This is a genomic window from Pseudomonas abyssi (genome assembly GCF_003444685.1).
GTDB classification, from domain to species: Bacteria; Pseudomonadota; Gammaproteobacteria; order Pseudomonadales; family Pseudomonadaceae; genus Halopseudomonas; species Halopseudomonas abyssi.
This window is the reverse complement of the sequence record NZ_LMAZ01000004.1, coordinates 122,408-146,006: the sequence shown is the minus strand read 5'-3', so window position 1 is coordinate 146,006 and position 23,599 is coordinate 122,408. Positions and strand designations below refer to the sequence as shown.

Here is a 23,599-nt window from a genome sequence, read left to right as displayed (position 1 = left end):
CCCACCTCTCAAATGAAAAAAATTTTCATTTACGTTCGCGCAACAGCAAGACTCCATCCGCCTGCTCGATCAGCTCCAACGGCAGCAACTGCGGCAACGCCTGCACAAAGCGCTCGGGCTGGTGGATATCCAGGCTCCCGGACAACCGGCGCGCGGCCAGTCCGGCGCCGTCAAGCTGCACAGGGCGCCCACGGTAGCGGCTCAGCTCCTGCGCCAGTTCACCCAACGGGCGGTCGCGAAAGACCAGCAACCCATCGCGCCAGCTACCCACCTCAGCCGTCGGAACCTGACTGCGCCGCAGCGCACCCTGCTGATAGTCGATCTCCAGACTGTCGCCCGGTTGCAGTTGCTGCAAGGCCAGCCCGTCGCGCCCCGGCTGCACTGCAACGTGGCCCTGCTCGACGGCCACCGCCAGCGTTGCCAGGCTGCGGCGCACGGTGAACCGCGTGCCAACCACCTCAACCCGGCCGGCGCCGGCATCAACCCGAAACGGCCTCTCGGCATCTGGCGCCACCGAGAAGTAGGCCTCGCCGGCAATCAGGCTGACCTCGCGCCGGTCGCGGTAGTAACGTACCTGCACCGTGGAGCCCAGGTTCAGCGTCAGCTCGCTGCCGTCCGCCAGTTGCAGCTGGCGTAGCTCATGCTGGCCGGCGCTGGCGCTAAGTTCCAGCTGCGGCAACTGGCGCCACTGATAGCCCAGCAGCCCACCCACCGCCAACAGCACGGTGGCGGCCAGCGCCAGCCAGGCTGTGGGCGCGCGCCGGCGCGGCGCCAGCGGCGTTACTGGCGCCGGCTCAGCCGCCGGTACATCCGGGCGCGCCAGCTGGTCGCAGTCATCCCACAACAGCTGCATGTCGGCATAGGCCTGGGCATGCTGCTCACTGTGGGCGAGCCAGGCGGCAAATTCTGCCTCTTCAGCTGCGCTCAAGCGGCCACTGCTGCGCCGGCTGAACCAGAGCGCAGCCTGCTCATCAATCTCGGCCATTCCCTGCTCAATGGTCATCACTGCCTCCCTTGCGGCGCGCCAGAGCATGGCGGCGGCAGTGCAGCATGGCGCTGGCAATGTGCTTTTCTACCATGCTCAAGGATATCCCCATGCGCTCGGCCACAGCGGCCTGCGACAGGCCGTCGAACTTGTGCAGGACAAAGGCCTGCTTGCGTTTTGGGGGCAGATCTTCCAACGCGCTGGCCAACAAGTGCAAGCGTTGCTGTTGTTCAATCTGCTGCAAGGGACCCTCCGTTTGCAGGGCGTCGTCGGCCTCGGCTGCGGCCTCGTCCAGTTCAACCAGACCGCTGCCACTGCGCACCTGCTGGCGCCGCCAGTGATCGGTCAGCAGGTTGCGGGCGATACTGAACAGCAGCGGCCGCGGCGGCACCGGCTGATCCGCTTCGGCGCTGCCCAGCCAGCGCACAAAGGCGTCCTGCGCCAGGTCATCGGCATCGGCACTGCTGTGCAGTCGCTTGCCGAGAAAACGCCGCACCTCAAGGCGCAAGCCACTGAGCTGCGCGGCACCCGGCAATCTGGAAAGGTCATCCATGGCGCAATGCCAGGGACAGGGAAGGGAACAGCACGGCAACAGCCTCCGACAACGCGCGACAGATCGCGCACGGCGCCCAGGATCAGAACGATCCTTATATGGGAATTATTATCATTATCTCAATCTGCGCAGGCCTGCTGTCAACTATCGATTGCTTCACCGCAGGATTGACATGATCGGCCTGCTGTCGCAGCATAAATAATAACGATTCTCATTAAGCGCATGTCTAATGCCAAGGACTGACGCCATGACCACGCGTTCTCCCGCCCAGCAGCAGCAACTGGAGCAGCTCTACCGCGACCATCACAGCTGGCTGTCCGGTTTTTTGCAGCGCCGTCTGGGCTGCTCGCACAGTGCTGCGGACCTGCTGCAGGACACCTATCTGCGCCTGCTCACCCGCGGGCGTCTGCCGGAGCATGCGCACTCACGCGGCTACCTCACGCGTATTGCCAAAGGGCTGGTGATCGACCTGTACCGGCGGCGGCGAGTGGAGCAGGCCTATCTGGACGAGCTGGCCAGCCAGCCCGAGGCAAGCCACCCCTCACCAGAGGTGCAAGCCCAGGCCGTCGAAGCCCTGATGCTGATCGACCGCCTACTGCGCGGCTTGCCCAGCAACGTCAGCCGGGCCCTGCTGATGCACCGGCTGGACGGCATGGGCTACCGCGAGATTGCCGAGCAGCTTGGCGTCTCGGTGTCATCGGTCGAGAAGTACATCGCCCGGGCACTGCAGCACTGCCTGATGGTGGCCCTGGAGCAGACCCTGTGAGCGTGCCGATGCTCTCGCCCGAGCAGATCCGTGAGGCGACCCAATGGCAGGCGCGGCTGTGGTCCGAAGACGCCACCGAGGAGGACATCGCCGCCTGCGCCCGCTGGCGTCAGGGTGATCCGGCGCACGAGTACGCCTGGCAACAACTACAGCAGTTGCAGAGCCGCTTCGACGCGGTGCCGGCAGCGTCCGGCCGGCGCATTCTCGCTGCTCGGCGCGGGCTGTCCCGCCGCCAGCTGCTCGCTGTGGCCGGCCTGCTTGGCGGCAGCGCCAGCCTGGCGGGCGTTGGCACGCGCCAGCAGTGGCAACCGCTGCTGGCCGATCAACGCACCGGCACCGGCGAGATGCGCAGCCTGCGTTTGAACGACGGCACCCGGCTGCAACTCAACACCGCCACCAGCCTCAACCTGCACAGCAACGCCAGCGGCCACCAGGTGCAACTGCTGCAGGGCGAGCTGCTGATCGACAGCCCAGAGCACGCATGGCCCTTGCAGCTGGATTGCCGTGATGCCCGCATTACCGCGCGCAACAGCCGCCTGTGCCTGCGCCAGAATGCCGAAGACAGCCTGTTGACGGTGCTGGCCGGCAGCGCCGATCTGCAACTGCAGCAGCAACAAAGCAGCGTCACCCTGAGCGCCGGCAAGGCGGTGCGTTTCTCGGCACAGGGCATTGCGCCGACCCAGGCAGCCAACCCGAACCAGTTGGCCTGGACCACCGGGCGCCTGGTCGCCGAGCGCCAGAGCCTGCCGCAGTTTGTCAGCGAGCTGGCGCGCTATCACCCGGGCGTGCTGCGCGTTGCTCCGGGGCTTGCCGACCTGCACCTGACCGGCGTGTTCTCCCTCAAGGACACCCACGCAACCCTGGCACGCCTGTCGACAATACTGCCGGTCAAGCTGCGCTACATCAGCCGCTACTGGGTGAGTGTCGAGCCAGCATGAGCGCTTGCCTGGCCGCAGAAACAGCCCCCAACGCCCATCAAATAAAAATATTTCGCATTTGCATTGAGGCTTTGACCTGCTCGCTCGGTGTACAGGGCAATACAGCCAACACCGATAACACGAGACAGGAACAGTCATGCCACGCGGTTTCGCCTTTCGCCACGCCCCACTCGCCCTCGCCCTGCATCTGGGCCTGGGTTTAAGCGCCCTGACCCTCAGCCTGCCGAGCGCGGCGCAGAGCGAAGCAACGCAGCATTTCGATATTCCCGCCGGCAGCCTCGATCAGGTGCTCAACCGCTTTGCGCTGGACGCCGGTATCGAGCTGTATCTGGATGCTGCCCTCACCCAAAGCCGCCAGAGCGCCGGCCTGCAGGGCAGTTTCAGCGTCGATCAGGGCTTGCAGCGGCTGCTCGCCAACAGCGGCCTGAGTGCTCGCCAGCAGAGCGACGGCGCCTGGCAGTTGTACGCGCTGGGCAGCGAGCCAGACAGCCTGTCGCTCGCACCGCTGACCATCCAGACCAACGCCGATCAGCTATACGGCCGCGATGAAGCCGGCCACGACAGCGTCTACGACGACAACATCTCCAGCGTTTACTCCGGCAAGGAACAGATCGAGCGCTACAAGGGTGCCAACCCGGCTGACCTGTTCAAGGGCATGCTCAACGTCTACACCGGCGACGCCCGCAACAGCGGCGGCCTGGACCCGAACATTCGCGGCATTCAGGGCCCGGGCCGGGTGCCGCTGACCATCGACGGCACCGAGCAGGCGATGTCGGTCTGGCGCGGTTACAACGGCGCCTCCAACCGCAGCTACATCGACCCCAACCTGATCGGCGGCATCAAGGTGATCAAGGGCCCGAACATCGAGCGCAACGTCAACAGCTCGGTGGGCGGCGCCGTGGTCGCCAGCACCATCGACGTGGATGACATCCTGGCCGAGGGCGAGCGTTTTGGCGGCGAGCTGAAACTGGAGGCCGGCAACAACACCGTCAATCCGCGCATCCCGCAGCTGCACACCGGTGAAAATTACTACGACGTTCCGGGCTTCCCGGCGAACCCAAGCATCCCCAGCAGCGACCCGACCCTGCGCGTCAACCTCAAGACCAGCAGCGACGACAAACTGCTGTCGGGCAACGATCACGCCTACCGGCTGGCGCTCGGCGCCCGGCAGGAACGCTTCGAGCTGCTCGGCGCCTACGCCTTTCGCGAGCACGGCAACTACTTCTCCGGCAAGAACGGCGCTGGCTTCTACTCACAGCCGGATACCGGCGAGCGCACCCAGGAATACTCGCAAAGCCTGGCGCTGGATTTTCACCCCGGCGACGAGGTGCCCAACACCTCCAGCAAGATGGAATCCTGGCTGTTCAAGGCGCGCTGGAAGTTCGACGACGACCACAGCCTGACCTTCGGTTACCGCGACACCGACATGCTCTACGGTGAAATCCTGCCTACCCGGCTGGCCAACGCCGACGACAAGGGCGCGGTGCAATGGCCGCTCAGCCATGTGGATGCCAAAGCCTACAACCTGGAATACGAGTTCAACCCGGACAACCGCTGGATCGACCTGTACGCCAACCTCTGGACCACGCGTACCGAGAGCGAAACCTACAGCGCCGGCGGCTTTCCCAACTACGCCACCTGGGCAGACCCGGTGCTGCGCAATACCGCCGTGGCCAATGCCGATCAGAACCGCGTGGGCATTACCCTGAGCAACCAGCTGGCGTTGGCCAGCAGCCTGGATCTGACTCTGGGCGGCAGCTACCAGCACGAGAAGCTGCGCTCCGGTGATGAGTACGGCGGCGTGGAAGATGGCTGGCGCATGTTTCCGCGTGCCGGCCGGCGCGCCGAGAGCGAGTTCAACTTCAACTTCGACTGGCGCCCCACCGATTTTCTTACCCTGGATCTGGGCGCCCGCTACTCATCCTACTGGGCCAAGGATGACTTTCTGGCCGAGCAGCAGGCGGCGGGCAATATGCTTACCGGTACCGCTATCACAAGCCGCAGTGCTACTTATCGCACTATCGAGACCTATACCGATGAAGAAATGGAGGCGCTTAGAGAGAGCACACGGCCACAGTTGGAAGGTTTCGGCTTCTCCGAAGCTGAAATAGCCGACATTCTTGCCAACCTGAGCACCACCTACACCGCCACCCATGTGGTCGACTGGCTACCCGACAGCGATGGTCGCTACAGCCGCGAGAACAATGCCTGCCTTAACGGCAGTCTCGACAACATCGACACCGAAAGAGGCTGCAGTGCCAATAGCACCACCGTCAGCACCATAGCCACACGGGTCAAAACCCGCCGCGGTCACGACTGGACCCCGGTCGCCTCGGCCGCCCTGCGCCTGAGCGATGACAGTCGTGTCTACCTGCGCTACAGCGAGGCCGTGCGTTACCCCAGCATGTTCGAGAGCACCATCGGCTTTTCTGCCTCGCTCAACCCGTTTTACACCCTCAAACCTGAGCACGCGTTCAACTACGAGATCGGCTACGTGCACAACCTCACCGGTCTGCTCAACGCCGAACGCTACGCCGATTTCAAGCTGGCCTACTACCAGCACCGCACCAAGGACGTGATCGAGCGCAGCAGCAATTTCCTGTTCTACAACATTGACCAGCAAACCCTGCGCGGCATCGAGCTGCAGACCCGCTACGACAACGGCGGTCTGTTTGGCGACCTGAGCCTGGCATGGAACCTGGAAAATGAAGTCTGCGACAAGAACTCCGCCGTACTGGCTGACCCCAACTATGGGTCAGTGCCCGACTGCGTGGAGAACGGTTTTATGGGTGGTTATCTGATCTCCCACGCCATCCCGCGTTACTCGGCCAACCTCAATATTGGCGGCCGGCTGTTCAACGACAAGCTCGAACTCGGCAGCCGCGTCACCTACTACAGCAAACATGAAAACAGCGACCTGGACGATTACAAGGCCAACGCAGAGACCAACAAGCTCGCCATTTACAACCTGCCACTGTCCTGGGGCAGCGTGACCACCTACGACGCCTACGTCAGCTTTCGGCCCAGAGACGACATCACCCTGGAGCTGGTCGGCAGCAACCTGACCGACGAGTACTACATCGACCCGACCACCCGTTCTGCCGTCGCGGCCCCCGGCCGCGCGCTGAAACTGAGCCTCACGGCGCAGTTCTGATTCACCCCTCAACCAGGAGGTGCACTACCCCATAGACCCGTAACCGCAACACCCAAGCAAGCGCAGTACAACTCACACATCAAACATAAGGTGATTCACATGAAAGCGATTTATCTGTCTGTTCTGGCCACCAGCCTGTTGAGTGTCAGCGCCCTGTCGCAGGCCGCCGTTATCGGTGCAGAAAGCGACGATACCTACGTAAAAGTTGGTGCCTCCATCGTCGGTGCCGGGCCCCATACCGCTGGCCTGCCGGGGATTGGTATTTACACCACGGGCGTGAGCAATACAGTCGACTTTGCCGGCCTGAGCAGCTACAGCACCCAAAGCAACGGGGTGTATACCCTAAGCGCGCCGATTGATGTGGACGAACCTGACCACAGTGGCATGGGCGTCTTCAACTTTGCCAAGGTCAGCAACGCCAATGTCTACTTTGGCGAGTGGTCACAAACCGGCGCCAGCGGCGACAGCAGCCGCACCGTGTACTACGTCGGCGACGACACCGGCACCAGCGTGCCCACCAGCGGCACGGCAACCTACAGCGTGGCCGGCATCAATGACTACTCCGGCAGCAACCTGATGAGCGGGACCTTCACTGCCAACTTTGGCACCAACAGCCTGACCGGTTCGCTGTCTAACAGCAGCCTGGCGGTGAATATCGGCAGCGCCAGCTTCGACAGTGCAGGCAACATCAGCAGCACAACCGCCACTGCCAACGGCTCGGCAGGCGTGGCAACCGGCGGCCAGGTCAGCGGCAACTTCTTCGGTAACGACGCAGCCGCCCTTGCGGGTATCGCCACCTTCAGCAACCGCGACTACGACACCGCCTTCGGCGGCACCAAAGACTGATCGCGCTTGCCTGCCACGGCCATGGCAGGTGCTGATACCGGGCCGAAGTCACCGCTGCAGAGGTGGCTTCGGCCCTGCCCGTTTCGGCCGCGCAACACGGCCAGCCACGCAAGAGTTTCTATGCTCCGCCACCATTGTCTTGTGATTCCCGCCCTGCTCCTGCTACTCGCCAGCGCTGGGCTGCAGGCCGCCGATGAAGACACCAACCTGCGGCTCAACCAGCGCATTGAAGGCAACGCCAGCGTTAAGGAGCAACAGCTGCTTGAGGGCGAGTTGGATGAGCAGCCCAGCATTACCCTCAATGGCGAAACCCTCACCATCGGCAACAACGCCAACGATCTCGGCCGCGCGCTGTACCTGTCGCTCGGCCATCAACAATGGCAGGCCGCCAGCGCTTTTTTGCAACGCTACCGTGCCCTGCCCGACGCCGACCCCATGCTGCTCGCCTACGCCGACGGCATGCTGGCCCGCGTGCGCGGCGAGTTTACCCAGGCCGAGGCGCACTTTCGCCAGTTGCTGACGCTGCGCCCTGAGTTTCTGCCGGGCCAGCTGGAACTGGCGCGGGTATTGTTCGAAGATCAGCAGGACCGCGCAGCCCAGGCCCTGTTTCAGCGGATACGGGCACGGCTTCCAGCTGATGACCCGCGCGCAGAGGGCGTGCGCACCAGCGTCGGCCGTTTTCTAGCCGCACTGGATCAGCGCCAACGCTGGCAGGGCTCCATCAACCTCGGCGCGACCTGGAGCGACAACCTCAACCAAAGCTCCGAGAGCGACACCTGCCTGCTCAGTGCCGGCAGCGGCACCTGCATCGTGCGCCGCACCCTGCCCGAAGCGATCAGCGCCAGCGGCCTGGATTACGAGGCCACGCTTAATCGCCGCGTCGCCCTCAGCGGCCATCACGGTGTTTACGCCCGCGCCCTGCTGTATGGCTACAGCTATCAAGACCACAGCGAGTACAACGAGAGCACGCTGATCACCAACCTGGGCTACAGCTACCGCGACGCGCGTAATCACTACAGCCTGGCGCCGAGCTTCGAGGCCAACCGGGTCGGCAACGAGGCCATGTACTCGGCCTGGGGTGCCCGGGCCGAGTGGCTGCACACCCTGAGCCAGCGCAGCGCGTTCAAGCTGGAGGCCAACTACCGCGACCTGCGCTACCGCGAGCAGGTGTATCGCTACAACAACGGCGGCAACAGCGCGCTTTACTTCACCGCCTGGCACCAGCTTTCGCCGCGCTGGACGCTGTTTGGCGGGCTGGATGTGAGCGAGCGCAGAACCGCAGAAAGCGCCTACGGCTATCTGCAAAGCGGTGTCAGGCTGGGCGCCTCAATGACCCTGCAGAGCGGCCTGCACACGAGTCTGTTCAGCAGCTTCCGCCACCGCGAATACAACGACTTCAACGCGCTGCTCGGCAGCCGCCGCCGCGATGACGAGTCCAGCCACACGCTGATTGTCAGTGCGCCCCGTTGGGCACTGCTGGGCTTTACCCCCAACCTGACACTGAAACACACGCGCGTGCGCAGCAACGTCAACTGGCTCTACTCCTATCAACGCACGCAGCTCAGCCTGCGCATGGAGAAGCTGTTTTAGCCTCAGCTGGATTTTTTTAGCCCTCGCATTACGGGATTGGGGGTGCTCATTCGTTAAGTAGATATTGGCGTGCGCTTTTTATCGCGCCCCGCCCCAATCCGATCAGACTCCCCAAGCAAGGACCCGCCATGACCACAGCAGACAGCAGCGCATTGCCCCTGAGCAGCTACCTGAAAGAACAGACCACCTCGACCCACGAGAGCCTGGATCAGCGCATCATGGCGCTGGCGCCGTTCTCCAGCCGTGAGCGTTTTGCCTGCTTCCTGCGCATGCAGCTGCGTCTGCACCATGCCACCGCGCCGCTGTACCAGAACCCCGAGCTGCAGGCGCTGCTGCCCGATCTGGCCGAGCGCAACCGCCTGGAAGCGATTCAGCTGGACTGCGCCGATTTTGATATCAGCCAGGCGCAGCAGCAGGCCGATGCCGAGGTGGGCAATGGCGTGCACCCGGGCAGCACTGCCGAGGCGCTGGGCTGGCTGTATACCCACGAGGGTTCGACCCTGGGCGCGGCCTTCCTGCTCAAGCATGCCCGCGAGCAGTTGGGCCTGTCGGAGACCTTTGGCGCGCGCCATCTGGTCGGCCACACCGATGGCCGCGGGCTGCATTGGCGCCAGTTCAAGGCCGCGCTGGATGCGCTGCCGCTGTCAGCTGAGCAGCGGGCCGAGGCGGTCAAGGGCGCGCGTGACGCCTTTGCCTTTGTCCGTGCCTCGGTAGAAGAGCTGATGGCCGGCCAACAGCCCGCCGCCGCCGTCTAAGCGCCATGCTGCTGCGGCTTTGCTGGCGCCTGCTGGCACTGGCTTTTGTCGGCCTGGGATTGATTGGCGCGGTGCTGCCCGGTATGCCCACCACGGTGTTCATGCTGCTGGCCGTGTGGGCTGCGGGCAAGGGCTGGCCACCGCTGGCCGAGTGGTTGCTCAACCACCCGCGCTTCGGCCCGCCGCTGCGTCAGTGGCAGAGCGAGCGTGCCATTCCGCGCAGGGCCAAATGGCTGGCCGGCGTGAGCATGTTTATCAGCATGCCGCTGATCTGCCTGAGCGCGCCTACCCCCTGGGTGCAATGGCTGGTACCCAGCAGCATGTGTCTGGTGCTGCTGTGGCTATGCAGCCGGCCGGAACCGCGCTACCCGCAGTTGTGACAGCCGCCCCCAGGAAGCGCTCTAGAACGGCCATTACACGCATCCATTCAGCGTTGGCGTGAAACAGAAAAGTCATCATTCTCACCTAAGCTCGGCTCTCCACGCCGGCGCCCCAGGGCGCCGGTCCGACCGCCTCGCACGCGAGGCGTCCACCACCAGCCAAGCGAGAATCAAATGCCTTATTCTGAAGGGACGGGCACCCTGTCCGTCCGCATTGCCCTGGCCGCAGCGATTGCCTTCACCCTGAGTGGTTGCAACAGCGACAGCTCGGACAGCGACGACAACGCCAGCATCAGCAAACCTGCCAAACCAGCAGGCACCGGTAGCGAGTTTGCTGTGCCGGTACCTGACAGTCTGTACCCCACACCGGCCACCCTGTATGCCGGCAACAACGCCGACGGCACACTGCGCTGGGTGCTGGACGACAACCCGATTGCTTACCTGCTGCGCGATATCAACCAGGTCTGGAAGGGCACCTCCGACGCCTACCAGCAAGGGGCTTCAGGCGATGGTCCGAGCGACTATCTGGACGATCCCATTGTTGACGCGCCAGTCTGGCAGGCCAACATCCAGTACGTGATCGATGTCACCACCGAGCGGACTGACGACCAGGCCATCCATGCCTTCCTGGATGATGTACGCTCCAAGAACTACAGCGTGATCGACGGCTACGGCCCGCTCACCGAGGCCTATGTGGCCCATTCAGGTGCCTACGTCGATGTGCCGGTACCCACGGTTGATCAGGTGCTGCAGGACGTCAACTTTGGCTCCGGCAACAACGATGGTATTGCCTGGGCTGGCAGCAAGACATCTGAACTCGGTGCCGTCGTGACGCTGGTCGACGCCTTCCGCCAACGCTCACCCGCCTCCACCAACGCGTCCAAGTACATTTTCTCCACTCCGCGCCCCTGGCGCATGACCGACACCGGCGCCATCGATTTTCTCGGTACCGCCAATCACAACTGCTACGACGTGGACGGCAACCTGACGGTCCAGCTGACTGATCAGTACACCACCAGCGTGAAGCTGGTCCCCGGTCTGACCTGCGCGCAGCGCCCGCATAAAAGCAGCGATCACGACAAAGGCCTCTACAGCGAAAACACCGAGAACCGCCGCAAGGACGGGGGCTACCCCAGCGGCCACACCAACGCCGGCTATCTGGCGGCCATGGCATACGCCTACGCGTTACCGCAGCGCTACGCGGAGATGCTGACGCGCGGCTCGCAGCTCGGCGAGAACCGTATCGTTGCCGGCATGCATTCGCCGGTCGATGTCATTGGCGGGCGCATTCACGCCATGATGGTGGCCGCCCATGCACTGGCTCAGCCGGACATCCTGGCCGACGCCACCGCCGCCTATGACAGCGCTCAGGGTTTCTTCGGCCAGCTCGCCGCCGAACAGGACCTGAGCCTGTATGAGCTCGCCCACCAGCCGGTCACGAACGAGGCCGGGCGCATCAGCGGCAATCTGGTCAACACCGAGGTCTTCAATACCAGCCAGTACGACGATCACGAGGCCAACAAAGCGCTGTATCGCTTCCGCATGACCTATGAGCTGGGGCACGACGAGGCCAGCGCCGGGCAGGACCCGATAGTGCCGGACGGCGCCGAAGCGCTGCTGCTCACACGCCAACCTTACCTGAGCGACGAACAACGCCGCGCAGTGCTCTACACCACGTCCATCGACTCCGGCTATCCGCTGCTGGATGCCACCAACGGCTGGGGACGTCTTGACCTGGTGACTGCCGCTGACGGTTACGGCGCCTTTCTCGCCGACGTGGCAGTCGATATGGATGCCAGCCAGGGTGGCTTTCACGCCCGTGACTGGTGGAGAAACGATATCAGCGGCAGCGGACGCCTGAGCAAGTCAGGTAGCGGCGAGCTGGTTTTGAGCGGCGACAACAGCTACACCGGCGGCACCCTGGTAAGCGCCGGCACCTTGCGCGCCGAATCGACCAGTGCCTTCGGCGACGGTGACCTCTATCTTGAGGATGGCCGCGTCGCTGTCGATGTTGAGGGCGCACTAGCGCTTGCTGGCAACCTCACGCTAGACGCCGGCACCCTGGAGCTGCGCATGGCAGACGATGGCACCCAGGTTACCGTTGGCGAGATTGCTTTTATCGACGGCGCTACCCTGAAGCTGGACTTCTCCGAGCTGGCACCGGCCAGTGGCAGCCAGTTTGTGCTGCTGTCAGCCAACCGGTTGAGCGGCACCTTCAACAGCGTCGAGTCTGACGTCGCGGTAGATCTGAGCTACAGCGGTCAACGCGTCACCGCAACGGTGCGTTAACGGCAAATGCCAAAGCCGCGCAGGCCAAAGTGGAAGTGGTTGGCGTGCGCGGCGTTGTAATCCGGCCCGAGGCTGGTACCAAAAAACGAGCAGGCATCTGCAAAGGCGGCTCGCAGAAAAGCACCTTTCTCGCCCCCGTCATCCCAGTCCCGCAGTACCGAAATGTCCGTGCCGTCCGCCAGCGACAGGGACGCGACATCCAGCGCCGAGGCCGTGGCGTGATCACTGCGCCGGGCATTCTCACGGTGGTAGATGTTGCGACAGGCGAAGCTGCCGTAGTGGGTCAGCCGCGCGACCGGCTGGCCAAAGTGCGTTTGTGCCAATGGCTGCAGACGATGCTGTTCGTACAGCGCCCAGGCGGCGACCAGCGGACAACGGGCGACAAAGCTGCTGCTGAGCTGCAGCGTGGTGCCGCGCAGACGCACAACATTGTTTAATGGACAATTGGCGACCGGCGTGTAGTCGGCCAGTGGCTGATAGGTCAGCGTGCCGGCCGGCGCGGTTTGCAGGACAGTCAGGCAAGCCTCGGGGTCATCGCCCAGGCGCTGCAACTTCCAGCGCGTCAGCGGGGTGACCGGGTCTGCCAGGTGCAGCGGCGCAAAGGGGTTCCACTGGCGCGGCACTGTCCACCACTGCTGTTGGAGACCAAGCAAAAAGCCGCCAGCGACAAGCAGTAGTATCAGACAAACAACACAGAACACTCTCATCAAGCGGGTTCGCATCCTCGAGCATGTTTTTGATTGACGCCCTTCACACCCCCAGAACGCGGGGTACGCCCTCGCCTGCATTTGCTGTACATTCGCCAAGCCCGTCAGAACAGACAAGACTGCGCAGCTCTACACCGGTTGTTTCAGCAATACAGACTAGCCAACGGGGCGGGCAATCACACCTAGCATGATGCACTTTTCCAGGAGCAACGGATATGAACACTAAACGCTTCCACACCGGCCTGATTGGCCTTGTTGCAGCCGGCCTGCTGGCCTCCGGCCAGGCCCAGGCCTTTGGCCTGGACGCCCTGAAATCCGCCGCCGGCGCTGCCCTGAACACCGCCACTCAAGGCGGCGACAACGCCAGCGACAACGGCGCGCTGGAGCAGCAGCACAGCGATCTGATGCTGCGCTTCAATGCCAGCATGAACAACATGCTGATGGCCCAGGCCAAAACCCTGCAGGCCACCGGTAACACCGACGCGGCGACGCAAACCCTGAACGCCGCGCAACAGTATGCCATCGGCGGCGTCACCGACTCTGATGTCATCCTGCGTGACACCCAACTGACCAGCACCAACCAGCAACTGATTCAGAACGCGCTGAGCCAGGCCGCCGCCATGAGCGGCGAGAACCGCGCCATGCTGGTTGAGGCGATCCCGTACTACACCGCCGGCATTCAGGAAGGCGGCAAGCTGAGCGGTGCCTTCAGCCAGTGGATCAACAACGCCCAGGGTAGCGCCAGCTCACTGCTGTCCAACCCGATGGCAGCGGCGCAGCTGACCAGCAGCCTGAGCGAGGCGAGCACCATCGCCCGCAATCTGCCGGCGTTGCTGTCGGCCTGGTCCGGCACCTCGCAATCCTTCATGTCCTACGCCACCGCCAACCAGCTGGATGTCGGCACTCTGCAAACGGCGCTGAACACCAACTGAGCCTGACCCCGAGGCGCAGAAAGCCCTGCGCCTCGGACCAACTGTCATACGCATGACAGTCTCCGTAGCAAGGCAGAGCATAAGGTGGGCCTCCTAGGGCCACTGCTGCCCGCTCAACAACGGAGAATAACAACCATGAGCTTTGCTTCCCGCGTAGTCTGGATTACCGGCGCCTCATCGGGCATCGGTGAGGCCCTGTCCAGGGCACTGCTGGCCGATGGCGCCGCTGTCATTCTGTCCGGTCGCCGGGTCGAGGCGCTGCAACAACTGGCTGCGCTGGCGCCTGAACGCACCCTGATACTGCCTTTCGAGACCACCGACTATGACCGCCTGCCTGCTCTGGTCGAGCAAGCCTGGGCCTGGCGCGGACGCATTGACCTGCTGATCAACAACGCCGGCGTCAGCCAGCGCAGCCTGGCGCTGGACACCAGCCTGGACGTCTATCGCCAACTGATCGAGATCGACTATCTGGCGCCGGTCGCCCTGACCCAGCTACTGCTGCCGCGTCTGGTCGAACAAGGTAGCGGCCAGCTGGCCGTGGTCAGCTCGGTAGCCGGCAAGCTCGGCGCCCCCATGCGCACCGGCTACTGCGGCGCCAAGCACGCCGTTGTCGGCTACTTCGAAGCCCTGCGCGCCGAGGTGGAAGAGGCCTACGGGATTGGCGTGAGCGTGATTCTGCCGGGCTCGGTGCGCACCGCCATCGCCAGCAATGCGTTGGAAGGTAGCGGCGCCGCACGCGGGCGCTCTGACGCCAATATCGACAATGGCATTGACCCGAACGACGCTGCCAAGACCATTCTCGACGGTCTGGCACAGCGCCAGCACGACATCGTGGTGGCCGAGGGGCAGGAACTGCTGGCCCTGCAGTTGCGCGCCAGCGACCCGGAGCGCACCTTTGCCTTTACCGCCGCCGAAGGCACCCGACTCGCCAAGCAGCGCGCACAACGTGGCGCGGGCGCGTCAGTAGATCCCAGTGCTGTGAACCAGTAGGCGTGGCGGGTTGCGCAAAGCCGGTCTAAGGTGAATCAAGCAGCGCATCACGGGGTGTGATGCGCGCTCTGTGCACAAGGAGCGTTACCTATGAAACACCTGCTTATCGCACTGCTGTGCGCAACCGCCCTGGCTGGTTGTTCCAGCGAGTACATCATCAGCACCAACGACGGTCAGATGATCACCACCGACAGCAAACCCAAGCTCGACCCCGATTCCGGCATGTACATCTTCAAGGATGCCGAAGGCCGCGAGCAGGCCATCCCCTCTGCCAGCGTCAAACAGGTCATGGAACGCTGAGCCCCGCCGCGCCCTGCCAGGCAGGGCGCGTTGTTGTCACTGTTGCCCTTCGATCACGCGTCTCCCCTGCAGCCCCTGGCGGACCCGGCGGCGCCGACGCAGGCGTAACCGCCGCCAGCCGATCACCACGCCACTGACACTGATCAGCAGCCCGCCCAGGCTGAAACCGACCATCCAGATATCCCACAAAGGCCTGCGCTCCAGCAGCGGCAGCCAGTCCCAGCTATGCAGCAGAGCAAACAGCACCCGCGACACCCGCCGCGCCGGCGTGCTCTGCCCCAATAACGCTCCGGTGGCCGGGTCGACCTCTACCCAGCTGCCATCATCGAAGCGCGCCCGCAGCATTGGCAGCGGTTTGGGCAGATGCCCCAGCATGCTGTGCTCGGTACGCGGGTAATAGTAGAAGTCGTAATCGGTCAGCCACTCAAACTGCACCTGACGGTGCGGCGCCATCGCTGCAATGGCTCCGTGCAACAGCTCAACGGGCAGCTTCGCCACCGGCTGGCCGCTGCGCCCATCGAGTACCCGCTGCTCACCGTCGGCGCTGCGCGCGGTAACCCAATAGCGGCCAGCGACCGGGCGCCATTGCAGCTCGACCGGGCGCCAGTCGTCGGCCTGGAACCGGCGCAACAACGACTCGGTGTCGGTCTGCGGTGCTGCCGGTGCGCCACTGAAAGCCGCTACATCCAGCGATGGGCGATGACTGAAGATGCCCCAGGGGTTCATCGACATCAGCCCGCTGAAAATCCAGCTCACCAGCAATACCCCGGCCACCAGACCGGTCACATGGTGCCAGCGCGCCCAGCCGCTGTAGGGCGAGTGGCTGCCACTGCGATAGGGCCTGCGCCGCCAACGCAGCACGCCCAGCACCATGCCCAACACGGCCATCAGGGTAGCGATCAGCGACAGCCAGATTACGGTGTCCGTCCAGATCGGCTGCAGCGCATTGCCGCGCAGCGGATACAACCAGTGAATCCAGGTACCGACCCAGTTCCATACCCGCTCGGTGCCAGTAGCATCACGCACAACCGCACCGGTCTGGCTGGAGACATAGATCAGTCGATGCTCTGCGTCGTGCAGGGCGATGCGATAGAGCGGTCGGTGGGCATCCAGCCCGCGCGAGTGCGTCCAGGCGTCCTCGTCGATCAGCGCTTGCAGCTCGGCCGCTGCCCCCGGCGCGAACTGGGCTGCGGCCGCCAGTGCCCGCGCCGCATCCACCGGCCCGGCAGGCGTTCCTGTTCGCGCGTCGAGCACCTGCGCAGCCTGGCCTGGGCGTGGCAGCAGATAAACCGGCTCGCCGCCGATACTGCTCAGGGTCAGCCCCTCGGCCCAGTCGGCGCCAGCCCTCATCGGTACAGCGCAGCAGCCCTCAAGCGGCAGCGCCGGCAGGTGCGCCAGATGCTCACGCGGGGTCAACTTGGGATAGCCGACATAGAGCATCACCATGCCCGAAAAAAACCACATGGCCATAAACAGGCACAGGCCAATACCCAGCCAGCGATGCCATAAGTACAGATAACGTTTCATCGGGATCTCCTGACCGCCGGCCTGCACGGCCGGCGGCACGATTGCATCAGAAACGCGTCTGCAGGCTCAGCTCGACGCTGCGCGGTTCACCCAGATACAGCATGCTGCTCCCGGCCTGCCGGGCGTAGACCTCATCGGTCAGGTTGCGCCCACGCAGGGTCAGCTCGGTCTCAGCGCTGAGCTGGTAACGCACATGCGCCCCAAACAGGGTATAGGACGGCACCCACAGGGTATTGGCCGAATCGGCATAGACCGAGGACACATAGCGGGTATCCAGCCCCAGCAGCCAGTCGCTGACCGGTTCCCAGGTCAGCCAGAGGTTGGCGACCCGCTTGGGTACGTTGCTCGGCCGGTTGCCCGCGTAGGACACAGCGCTGCCGCCGACGTTGGCATTAAACTCGTCGTACTCGGCATCGACCCAGGCCATGTTGCCCTCGGCGCGCACGCTGTCGGTCACCTGCAGCGCCGCTGCCAGTTCGATGCCACGGGCTGACTGCTTGCCGACCGGCAGGGTCTGACCCGGGTTGTTCGGGTCGGCGGTGGAAAGGTCTTCACGCTCCAGCTGATACAGCGACAGGGTGGCCGAGCCGCGTCCGTCGAGGAAATCCAGCTTGCTGCCGATTTCCCACTGCTCGCCGGTGGTCAGATCAAAGTCCTGCACCTGATTGAAACTGGCGGTGGTGAGAATGCCGGACGGCGGGTCCGCCGCCGTGCTGTACTGGACGTAGACGTTGGCTGCCGGCGTGAGCTGGTAGACCAGGCCCAGACGGCCGGTGGTCGGCTCGTAGGTCTGGCTGAAGAACGCCGGATTGGTCGCCGACGGCGTCTGATGGTTGGTGACCTCCAGGTCGATCCAGTCGTGACGTAGGGCGCTGATCAGCGCCAGCCGGTCGGTCAGCTCGGTGCGGTTTTCCAGATACAGCGCCCAGGTATCTACCTCGTTGGTGCGCTGCGGATCGTGGCCGGGGGTCATACCGGGAATATCGTAGAACTGGCCCGGATTGAAGTGATCCGGGTCCACCACATCAAATACCGCCGAGATCGAGCGCGGGTAGCGGGTCTGCACGTTGTGGCTATAGTCCAGCCCCAGCGACCAGTCGCTGCGCCGTGACCAGAGCATGCCTTCATGCAGCAGGTCGACGCGGTTGCCGTTCAGCTCCTGATCGTGACGCTGCAGCAGCGCAGCCGAGCGGCTGATCTGGCTGTTGTCGGCGGTATAAGTATAGCGCTCCAGATTGCGGTAATCGCGCTGGGTGTTGTAGTGATAGTAGGTATTGCGCAGGCGAGTCTGGTCGCTGAGCTGATACTCGGTGATCGAGCGCAGCCAGCGCACCCGCTGCTCGTAGCGCCCGTCCTCGACGTTGTAGTTCTCAAAGCGGCGGCTGTCATCGATCTTCATCTCACCACCCAGCGGCTGCAGCGCCGGGGTGCCCCAGTAGGGACTGTCCACCTGCTCGTTCTGATACTCCAGCGCCAGGGTATGCGACAGCCGTTCGTTGAAATCGGTGCGCAGCGACAGCGCGCCGGTAAAGGCACTGCGCTCTTCGCGGTCAGCCCAGCCGTTACTGTCGGTCTGGCTGATATCCAGCCGCAGGGTATTGCGTACCGGCCCCTCGGTCAGCAGTTGATTGACACCCAGCGCCAGCTCACGGCTGTCAAAGCTGCCATAGCGGATGCGCGCCTCGCGAAACGACTCGCTCGGGTCGGCCAGTTTGGTGATGTAGTTGATTGAGCCGCCAACCCCGCCGGCGCCATTGAGAAAGCTGGAAGCGCCGCCGATGGCCTCAACGCGGTCAAAGATCCAGCTGTCAACCGGGCGGGCGGCGATGCTGTCGTACTGCACGGTGATGCCGTTGAACATCTGCGTCACCTGCGCGCCGGTAAAGCCGCGCCAGGACACAAAACCGGCCTGGCCGGGCGGCGACGCAGCGGTGACACCCGGCACGCCGGAGAGAATATCCTGAGTATCCAGCGCATCACGCTGTTCGATTTGCTCGCGGCCCACCACGCTGACCGAGGCGGGCGTTTCCCGCACCGTCAGCCCCAGGCGCGAGCCTGACTCGGCAGGGGTATCCAGTTGCAGCGCATTGTTATGGTCTTGCTGACCGGTAATCAGCAGGGTCGGCAGTTCCGTGGCCTGCTCGGCGGCAGCCAGGGTAAAAGGCGCACACAGCAGTGCGCCAACGTACAGCGGGTAAGTCGATTTCATGCAAGGTCATTCCTGACAGGTACACAGGCTCGCGCGCGCAACCGACCTTGGCGGTCAGGCAGCGCTGCGAATGGAAAACGCGGTACAGGTCAGAACGCCGGCGAGGCGCGGGGGTTGGCAGACGGCCAGAGATAACGGGGATGGGGAGGATAGCTGCGCGCCGGTGGGCGCAGGCGTTGCGGGCGGCGCAGCAAGCCGAGCCAGGCCAGCGCAAACAACAGCCCCATGCCCAGCACCACGGCGCACACCGGACACTTGACCGCCAGCATGCCGGCGCCGGAGGCGTCGTCGTCGCCGAGGCTGATCATGCCGCTGCTCATGGAGCAGAACACGATGCCTGCGCCACTCAGATCCAGCCCCAACAGCTGCCCGTGCGCCAGACCACAGGTCGGCACATTGAGCAACAGGCTGGCATAGAGCAGCCAGGCAGTGAAGGAGCGGCGGGTAGGACTCAGCGTCATGGCACGCAGTTTAGCAGCACTGAAACCTGGCGCGGTTACGCGACCAAAGGTCGCAGCGTCCTGCTGGCCGCGGGCACCGGGTCAGAAACGATTGAAGATATCGGCAAAGGGGGCGACCGGAATACCGGCAATGGTTTGCACGGCCAGCTCGGATTGGGCCGATGCCAGCAGACTGGCGGCACAGAGAACAACGGCAAGGGCGCCGGGCAACAGCCACACGGAGTAGCGGCGGGTCATGATGTGCTCCTTGCATGCCATCGGTGTGGCACGCAGATGTTGTTTTTATTAGCGAAGCACTGCCCCGTTCCAGATGCTCATGGACGCGTGGCAGCATTCAGTCACAACAGTCTGTTGCAGAAAACGCCCTTCGTCCAGTGAAAATTGTGTGTCGCTTTCGCGTCACCCCTGGGCGGTGCGCAGCATCCGCAAACCGTTTGCCACCACCAGCAGGCTGACGCCCAAGTCCGCAAACACAGCCATCCACAGTGTCGCGGTGCCGGCCACCGTCAGCGCCAGAAACACCGCCTTGCAGCCCAGCGCCAGCCAGATGTTCTGATGAAGCACACGCACGGTCTGCCGCGACAGCCGTATGAACGCCGGCAGCTTGCGAAGATCATCATCCATCAGCGCCACATCGGCGGTCTCGATCGCCGTGTCGGTCCCGGCTGCTGCCATGGCAAAGCCCATGTCGGCCGCCGCCAGAGCCGGCGTATCGTTGATACCGTCGCCGACCATGGCCACACAGCGGCCGCGTTGACGTTCGGCGCGCACCGCCGCCAGCTTGTCCTCGGGCAGCAGGTTGCCCCGCGCCTGTTCAATACCCACCTGGGTCGCCATGGCCTGCACCGTTGGCGCATTGTCGCCACTGAGCATCAGGGTTTCGACGCCCAGCGCATGCAGCTCGCGCACCGCATCGCGGCTACCGGCCTTGAGCGTATCGGCCACGGCAAACAGCGCCAGCACCTGCTCGTCGGTACACAGCAGCACCACCGACTTGCCTTCACGCTGCAACAGCTGCACCCGCCAGCCCAGCGCATCGTCACGCAGGGCCAGTTGCTTCAGCAAACGGCTGTTGCCCAGGTAATAGTGCTGGCCGCCAATCATCCCGCTGACGCCCTGACCGGGCTGCGCGGCAAAGTCCGTCACCTCCTGCCGGGGCAGCTCACAGGCGTTGGCCAGCGCGCGCGAGACCGGGTGGTCAGAACGCGCCGCCAGACTGGTAGCCAGCTGCTGGACCTGCTCGGGCGAGTCCCCGGCCAGCAGCTCAAAGTCGGTCTGCTGCGGACGCCCTTCAGTTAGGGTGCCGGTCTTGTCGAGGGCGACCAGATCCAGCTTGCCGCCCAGCTCCAGGTAAGCCCCGCCCTTGATCAGCATGCCGCGCCGGGCACCGGCCGCCAGCGCACTGACGATGGTCACCGGGGTCGAGATAACCAGCGCGCAGGGGCAGGCCACCACCAGCAGCACCAGCGCGCGGTAGACCCAGTCCAGCCACTGGCCATCGAGCAGCAGCGGCGGCAGCACCGCCACCAGCAGGGCAAGCAGACAGACGGCCGGGGTGTAGCGCGCCGCAAAGCGATCGACCAGTCGCTGGGTCGGCGCGCGCTGCGCCTGGGCCTGCTCCACCGCCTGGATAATGCGTGCCAGGGTGGTGCCGCCGGCCAGCGCCGTGGTGCGGTAAACCAGGCTGCCGTATTGATTGATGGTGCCCGCGTAAAGGTCCGCACCCGGCTGCTTGTCGACCGGCATGCTCTCCCCGGTGATCGGCGCCTGGTCAACGCTGGAGCGCCCCTCCAGCACCTCTCCATCCAGCGCGATGCGCTCGCCGGGGCCCACCCGCACCTCGGCGCCAAGCGGCACCTCGCCGACCGGCTGCAATACCCAGCTGCCGTCAGCCTGGCGCACGCTAGCCTGCTCCGGCGCCAGCGTCAGCAGGCCCCCGATGGCATCGCGGGCGCGCGCCAAAGAACGCGCCTCAATCAGTTCGGCCAGACTGAACAACACCATCACCATGGCCGCCTCGGGCCACTGACCAATCAGCACCGCCCCCGTCACCGCGATGCTCATCAGCGCGTTGATATTCAAGGTCCGCTGGCGCACCGCCACCCAGCCCTTGCGGTAGGTGTCCAACCCACCCAGCGCAATGGCTGCCAACGCCAGCAAGGCGCTGATCCAGCCGGGCTGGTCCAGCCAGTGGCTGACCTCCGCGCCCAGTGCCAGCACGCCGGCTACGGCCAGCGGCCACCAGGGCCGCATGGGCGCGGCAGGCGCCGGCTCATCACCGAGCAGCTGCGGGGTAAAGCCCAGGCTGTCGATGGCCGCCAGCACAGCGTCCAAGCCTTGCGGCGAATGGCGTACAGTCATGACCCGCTGCAGCAGGTTGAAGTGCAGCTCCAGCACCTCCGGGCGCCGCTCCAGTCGAGCGCGCAGCAGGCGCTCCTCGGTCGGACAGTCCATCTGCAGGATACGAATACGACTGAGCATACTGCCCTCATGGGGCTGCAGGTCGGCGGTTGGCGCTGCGCTGGCAGCGGCGCAGCAGCTGTGTTCGGCGTGGCAGGATCGATCGGCAGGCATGGCTGTTCTCTCAAGGGAAACACTGATTAATTCCACATGCCCTCTGGCGTTCAGGCTGGGCCGCATCCGGCTGGGCTGCAATCAAGGCGTGGTTTCGAAGGCATGTCGGGACCTGTCGAGAAATCACAACGCAGAGTGCGGCCCGGCCTGAGCGCCCCGCAGGGCGAGCCCTCAAGCAAGCATCTGACTGCGTTGCGCTGCTTGCCAATGGAACCACTATTGGCTACACATCGCGCCTTGCATCTACACGCTTGAGCACTCGCAGAGTGCGTGTGGAATTGATCAGTGCTTCCCTAAGGTCTGTTGCCAAGTAAAAACCCTGTAGCCACTATAGAGTCAAGCAACGGGAGAACACAGATGAAAATCGGAGAGCTGGCAGCACGCACCGACTGTGCAGTGGAGACGATTCGTTACTACGAACGCGAGGGCCTGTTGCCGGCGCCCAGACGCAGCGCCGGCAACTATCGCCAGTACAGTGAAGCCCACCTGGAACGCCTGGTGTTTATCCGCAACTGTCGGCTACTGGACATGACCCTGGAGGAAATCCGCCAGTTGCTCAGCCTGCGCGAGCAACCCGAGGCAACCTGCGGCAGCGTCAACGGGTTGATCGATGAACATATCGAGCACGTTGGCCAGCGCATCGCCGCCCTGACCCACCTGCAACAGCAGCTGGTAGAACTACGCCGCCAGTGCCAGGCGCCGCACCCGATGGACGCCTGCGGCATCATCCAGCAACTGGGCACCAGCGGCAGCGTGCAGCCACCGGAGGAGGACTCGCATATCGGTCACAGCCATTGACCGTCGCACGAGGCTCCGGCAGCCGTGCTTCAGGCCTGCCGAGCCTGATTATCCAGCTCAGTCAGCAACTGCGGATCGAGCTTCAGCTGGCTGGACAGCTCCTGCAGATAGGCCTTCTCCATAAAGCTCTGCTCATCCACCACCAGCAGGCTGGCCAGATACATCTCCGCCGCCATCTCCGGCGTTTGCGCCGCGCTGGCGACCTCGGCCGGGTCCAGCGGTTTGCGTAGCTCGGCATCAAACCACTGCAGGGTCTGCGGATCGTTGGTCAGCTTCGCCACCTCGGCATCGATCAGCTCCCGCTCGCGGTCATCGATATGCCCGTCGGCCTTGGCTGCGCCGATCAACGCGCGCAGGATGGCGTGACTGTGCTGTTGCTGTTGCGGTGCGGGCAGGCGGTCTACCGTCTGAGGCTCTCCCTGCGGCGCGCTGGCGTTGTTCTTCTGCCATTGCTGCCAGGCCTTGAAGGCGACCACTCCAAGCGCGGCCATACCGCCGTACTTCACCGCCTTGCCGCCCATCTTGCGCGCCTTCTTGTTGCCCAGCAGCAGACCCACGGCACCCGCCGCCAGCGCACCGCCACCCGCGCCGGACAACAGACTGCCCAGCTGGCTCCCTCCGCCAGTGCTTTGGCTCTTATTGGTGCTGCTGCTACCAGACAGTGCACCACTGGCGGACTTCAACAACTGATCGAGCAACCCTTGGGTGTTCATTCAAGACTCCTTATGCAGACAGAACGCAGACACCTGGGCGTCTACGCGTTGTATGCTTGGACCACGATTTGCAGGCGATCACTCCACGGCAAGCTGTTGCGATATTTTTCAGCGACTCGCCAACGGCGTCCC

The 23,599-nt window shown here is 64.1% G+C and carries 21 protein-coding genes; 12 read left to right on the top strand and 9 right to left on the bottom strand.

Features of this window, described 5'->3' with window-relative positions; translation table 11 throughout:
* Positions 1 to 25: 25 nt before the first annotated feature.
* Together ASB58_RS13615 and ASB58_RS13610 are read right to left on the bottom strand one after the other, a co-directional pair.
* The gene (locus ASB58_RS13615; RefSeq protein WP_181977937.1) at positions 26 to 1,003 is read right to left on the bottom strand and encodes a FecR family protein; all 978 of its coding nucleotides are present in this window, start codon (positions 1,001 to 1,003) and stop codon (positions 26 to 28) included.
* Positions 993 to 1,538, bottom strand: a complete 546-nt coding sequence (locus ASB58_RS13610) for a sigma-70 family RNA polymerase sigma factor (RefSeq protein ID WP_118131244.1) — start codon at positions 1,536 to 1,538, stop codon at positions 993 to 995. The genes ASB58_RS13615 and ASB58_RS13610 overlap by 11 nt, the downstream gene beginning before the upstream one ends.
* A gap of 247 nt (positions 1,539 to 1,785) precedes the next feature.
* Between ASB58_RS13610 and ASB58_RS13605 the strand changes: the two genes are divergently transcribed.
* The 8 genes from ASB58_RS13605 (at position 1,786) to ASB58_RS20390 (ending at position 12,256) form a co-directional block, all read left to right on the top strand.
* Complete coding sequence (locus ASB58_RS13605; RefSeq protein WP_118131243.1) at positions 1,786 to 2,304, top strand: sigma-70 family RNA polymerase sigma factor; 519 nt, start codon at positions 1,786 to 1,788, stop codon at positions 2,302 to 2,304.
* Positions 2,301 to 3,242 carry a FecR domain-containing protein gene (locus ASB58_RS13600; protein ID WP_118131242.1) on the top strand — a complete coding sequence of 314 codons (942 nt, stop codon included), beginning with the start codon at positions 2,301 to 2,303 and terminating at the stop codon, positions 3,240 to 3,242. The genes ASB58_RS13605 and ASB58_RS13600 overlap by 4 nt, the downstream gene beginning before the upstream one ends.
* 136 nt (positions 3,243 to 3,378) lie before the next feature.
* Complete coding sequence (locus ASB58_RS13595; protein ID WP_118131241.1) at positions 3,379 to 6,396, top strand: TonB-dependent receptor; 3,018 nt, start codon at positions 3,379 to 3,381, stop codon at positions 6,394 to 6,396.
* Positions 6,397 to 6,495: 99 nt separating this feature from the next.
* Positions 6,496 to 7,242, top strand: coding sequence for a Slam-dependent surface lipoprotein (locus ASB58_RS13590; protein ID WP_118131240.1), 747 nt, complete (start codon positions 6,496 to 6,498; stop codon positions 7,240 to 7,242).
* A 120-nt stretch (positions 7,243 to 7,362) separates the two neighbouring features.
* Positions 7,363 to 8,832 carry a surface lipoprotein assembly modifier gene (locus ASB58_RS13585; RefSeq protein WP_118131239.1) on the top strand — a complete coding sequence of 490 codons (1,470 nt, stop codon included), beginning with the start codon at positions 7,363 to 7,365 and terminating at the stop codon, positions 8,830 to 8,832.
* A gap of 128 nt (positions 8,833 to 8,960) precedes the next feature.
* Positions 8,961 to 9,587 carry a biliverdin-producing heme oxygenase gene (locus ASB58_RS13580; protein ID WP_118131238.1) on the top strand — a complete coding sequence of 209 codons (627 nt, stop codon included), beginning with the start codon at positions 8,961 to 8,963 and terminating at the stop codon, positions 9,585 to 9,587.
* A 5-nt stretch (positions 9,588 to 9,592) separates the two neighbouring features.
* Positions 9,593 to 9,967 carry a YbaN family protein gene (locus ASB58_RS13575; protein WP_235827302.1) on the top strand — a complete coding sequence of 125 codons (375 nt, stop codon included), beginning with the start codon at positions 9,593 to 9,595 and terminating at the stop codon, positions 9,965 to 9,967.
* Between the two features lie 174 nt (positions 9,968 to 10,141).
* Positions 10,142 to 12,256 carry a phosphatase PAP2 family protein gene (locus ASB58_RS20390; RefSeq protein ID WP_328587546.1) on the top strand — a complete coding sequence of 705 codons (2,115 nt, stop codon included), beginning with the start codon at positions 10,142 to 10,144 and terminating at the stop codon, positions 12,254 to 12,256.
* Here the strand turns inward: ASB58_RS20390 and ASB58_RS13565 are convergent.
* Complete coding sequence (locus tag ASB58_RS13565) at positions 12,253 to 12,963, bottom strand: extensin-like domain-containing protein (protein ID WP_181977936.1); 711 nt, start codon at positions 12,961 to 12,963, stop codon at positions 12,253 to 12,255. The two genes, ASB58_RS20390 and ASB58_RS13565, sit on opposite strands and share 4 nt — an antisense overlap.
* Before the next feature lie 215 nt (positions 12,964 to 13,178).
* Here ASB58_RS13565 and ASB58_RS13560 point away from each other — a divergent pair, with 215 nt between their 5' ends.
* The 3 genes from ASB58_RS13560 to ASB58_RS13550 all read left to right on the top strand — a co-directional run bounded on the left by ASB58_RS13560 (position 13,179) and on the right by ASB58_RS13550 (position 15,185).
* On the top strand, positions 13,179 to 13,895 hold the full coding sequence (locus ASB58_RS13560; RefSeq protein ID WP_118131236.1) for a hypothetical protein: 717 nt from the start codon (positions 13,179 to 13,181) through the stop codon (positions 13,893 to 13,895).
* A 135-nt stretch (positions 13,896 to 14,030) separates the two neighbouring features.
* Positions 14,031 to 14,885: an SDR family NAD(P)-dependent oxidoreductase gene (locus ASB58_RS13555; protein WP_118131235.1), complete on the top strand. Its 855-nt coding sequence runs from the start codon at positions 14,031 to 14,033 to the stop codon at positions 14,883 to 14,885.
* A 90-nt stretch (positions 14,886 to 14,975) separates the two neighbouring features.
* The gene (locus ASB58_RS13550) at positions 14,976 to 15,185 is read left to right on the top strand and encodes a YgdI/YgdR family lipoprotein (protein ID WP_118131234.1); all 210 of its coding nucleotides are present in this window, start codon (positions 14,976 to 14,978) and stop codon (positions 15,183 to 15,185) included.
* Between the two features lie 36 nt (positions 15,186 to 15,221).
* On the opposite strand, the gene ASB58_RS13545 is transcribed toward ASB58_RS13550, so the two are convergent.
* The 5 genes from ASB58_RS13545 to ASB58_RS13530 all read right to left on the bottom strand — a co-directional run bounded on the left by ASB58_RS13545 (position 15,222) and on the right by ASB58_RS13530 (position 21,956).
* Complete coding sequence (locus ASB58_RS13545; protein WP_118131233.1) at positions 15,222 to 16,712, bottom strand: PepSY domain-containing protein; 1,491 nt, start codon at positions 16,710 to 16,712, stop codon at positions 15,222 to 15,224.
* A 46-nt stretch (positions 16,713 to 16,758) separates the two neighbouring features.
* Positions 16,759 to 18,921: a TonB-dependent receptor gene (locus ASB58_RS13540; protein WP_118131232.1), complete on the bottom strand. Its 2,163-nt coding sequence runs from the start codon at positions 18,919 to 18,921 to the stop codon at positions 16,759 to 16,761.
* 89 nt (positions 18,922 to 19,010) lie between these two features.
* Complete coding sequence (locus ASB58_RS13535) at positions 19,011 to 19,382, bottom strand: DUF2946 family protein (RefSeq protein ID WP_096005284.1); 372 nt, start codon at positions 19,380 to 19,382, stop codon at positions 19,011 to 19,013.
* A gap of 81 nt (positions 19,383 to 19,463) precedes the next feature.
* Entirely contained in the window at positions 19,464 to 19,619 is a 156-nt protein-coding gene (locus tag ASB58_RS20060; RefSeq protein ID WP_165771290.1) for a hypothetical protein, read from the bottom strand.
* A gap of 162 nt (positions 19,620 to 19,781) precedes the next feature.
* The gene (locus ASB58_RS13530) at positions 19,782 to 21,956 is read right to left on the bottom strand and encodes a heavy metal translocating P-type ATPase (RefSeq protein WP_118131231.1); all 2,175 of its coding nucleotides are present in this window, start codon (positions 21,954 to 21,956) and stop codon (positions 19,782 to 19,784) included.
* A 357-nt stretch (positions 21,957 to 22,313) separates the two neighbouring features.
* On the opposite strand from ASB58_RS13530, the gene cadR reads away from it, so the two are divergent.
* Positions 22,314 to 22,754: a Cd(II)/Pb(II)-responsive transcriptional regulator gene (gene cadR / locus ASB58_RS13525; protein WP_118131230.1), complete on the top strand. Its 441-nt coding sequence runs from the start codon at positions 22,314 to 22,316 to the stop codon at positions 22,752 to 22,754.
* Between the two features lie 29 nt (positions 22,755 to 22,783).
* Here cadR and ASB58_RS13520 read toward each other — a convergent pair whose 3' ends face one another.
* Positions 22,784 to 23,467, bottom strand: coding sequence for a tellurite resistance TerB family protein (locus ASB58_RS13520; protein WP_118131229.1), 684 nt, complete (start codon positions 23,465 to 23,467; stop codon positions 22,784 to 22,786).
* Positions 23,468 to 23,599 lie beyond the last annotated feature (132 nt).

Excerpts from the sequence above, each read along its gene's own strand:
- ASB58_RS13615 (WP_181977937.1), bottom strand. The coding sequence starts at position 1,003 with ATGACCATTGAGCAGGGAATGGCCGAGATTGATGAGCAGGCTGCGCTC.
- ASB58_RS13610 (WP_118131244.1), bottom strand. The coding sequence starts at position 1,538 with ATGGATGACCTTTCCAGATTGCCGGGTGCCGCGCAGCTCAGTGGCTTG.
- ASB58_RS13605 (WP_118131243.1), top strand. The coding sequence starts at position 1,786 with ATGACCACGCGTTCTCCCGCCCAGCAGCAGCAACTGGAGCAGCTCTAC.
- ASB58_RS13595 (WP_118131241.1), top strand. The coding sequence starts at position 3,379 with ATGCCACGCGGTTTCGCCTTTCGCCACGCCCCACTCGCCCTCGCCCTG.
- ASB58_RS13590 (WP_118131240.1), top strand. The coding sequence starts at position 6,496 with ATGAAAGCGATTTATCTGTCTGTTCTGGCCACCAGCCTGTTGAGTGTC.
- ASB58_RS13585 (WP_118131239.1), top strand. The coding sequence starts at position 7,363 with ATGCTCCGCCACCATTGTCTTGTGATTCCCGCCCTGCTCCTGCTACTC.
- ASB58_RS13580 (WP_118131238.1), top strand. The coding sequence starts at position 8,961 with ATGACCACAGCAGACAGCAGCGCATTGCCCCTGAGCAGCTACCTGAAA.
- ASB58_RS13575 (WP_235827302.1), top strand. The coding sequence starts at position 9,593 with ATGCTGCTGCGGCTTTGCTGGCGCCTGCTGGCACTGGCTTTTGTCGGC.
- ASB58_RS20390 (WP_328587546.1), top strand. The coding sequence starts at position 10,142 with ATGCCTTATTCTGAAGGGACGGGCACCCTGTCCGTCCGCATTGCCCTG.
- ASB58_RS13565 (WP_181977936.1), bottom strand. The coding sequence starts at position 12,963 with ATGAGAGTGTTCTGTGTTGTTTGTCTGATACTACTGCTTGTCGCTGGC.
- ASB58_RS13560 (WP_118131236.1), top strand. The coding sequence starts at position 13,179 with ATGAACACTAAACGCTTCCACACCGGCCTGATTGGCCTTGTTGCAGCC.
- ASB58_RS13555 (WP_118131235.1), top strand. The coding sequence starts at position 14,031 with ATGAGCTTTGCTTCCCGCGTAGTCTGGATTACCGGCGCCTCATCGGGC.
- ASB58_RS13550 (WP_118131234.1), top strand. The coding sequence starts at position 14,976 with ATGAAACACCTGCTTATCGCACTGCTGTGCGCAACCGCCCTGGCTGGT.
- ASB58_RS13545 (WP_118131233.1), bottom strand. The coding sequence starts at position 16,712 with ATGAAACGTTATCTGTACTTATGGCATCGCTGGCTGGGTATTGGCCTG.
- ASB58_RS13540 (WP_118131232.1), bottom strand. The coding sequence starts at position 18,921 with ATGAAATCGACTTACCCGCTGTACGTTGGCGCACTGCTGTGTGCGCCT.
- ASB58_RS13535 (WP_096005284.1), bottom strand. The coding sequence starts at position 19,382 with ATGACGCTGAGTCCTACCCGCCGCTCCTTCACTGCCTGGCTGCTCTAT.
- ASB58_RS20060 (WP_165771290.1), bottom strand. The coding sequence starts at position 19,619 with ATGACCCGCCGCTACTCCGTGTGGCTGTTGCCCGGCGCCCTTGCCGTT.
- ASB58_RS13530 (WP_118131231.1), bottom strand. The coding sequence starts at position 21,956 with ATGCCTGCCGATCGATCCTGCCACGCCGAACACAGCTGCTGCGCCGCT.
- cadR (WP_118131230.1), top strand. The coding sequence starts at position 22,314 with ATGAAAATCGGAGAGCTGGCAGCACGCACCGACTGTGCAGTGGAGACG.
- ASB58_RS13520 (WP_118131229.1), bottom strand. The coding sequence starts at position 23,467 with ATGAACACCCAAGGGTTGCTCGATCAGTTGTTGAAGTCCGCCAGTGGT.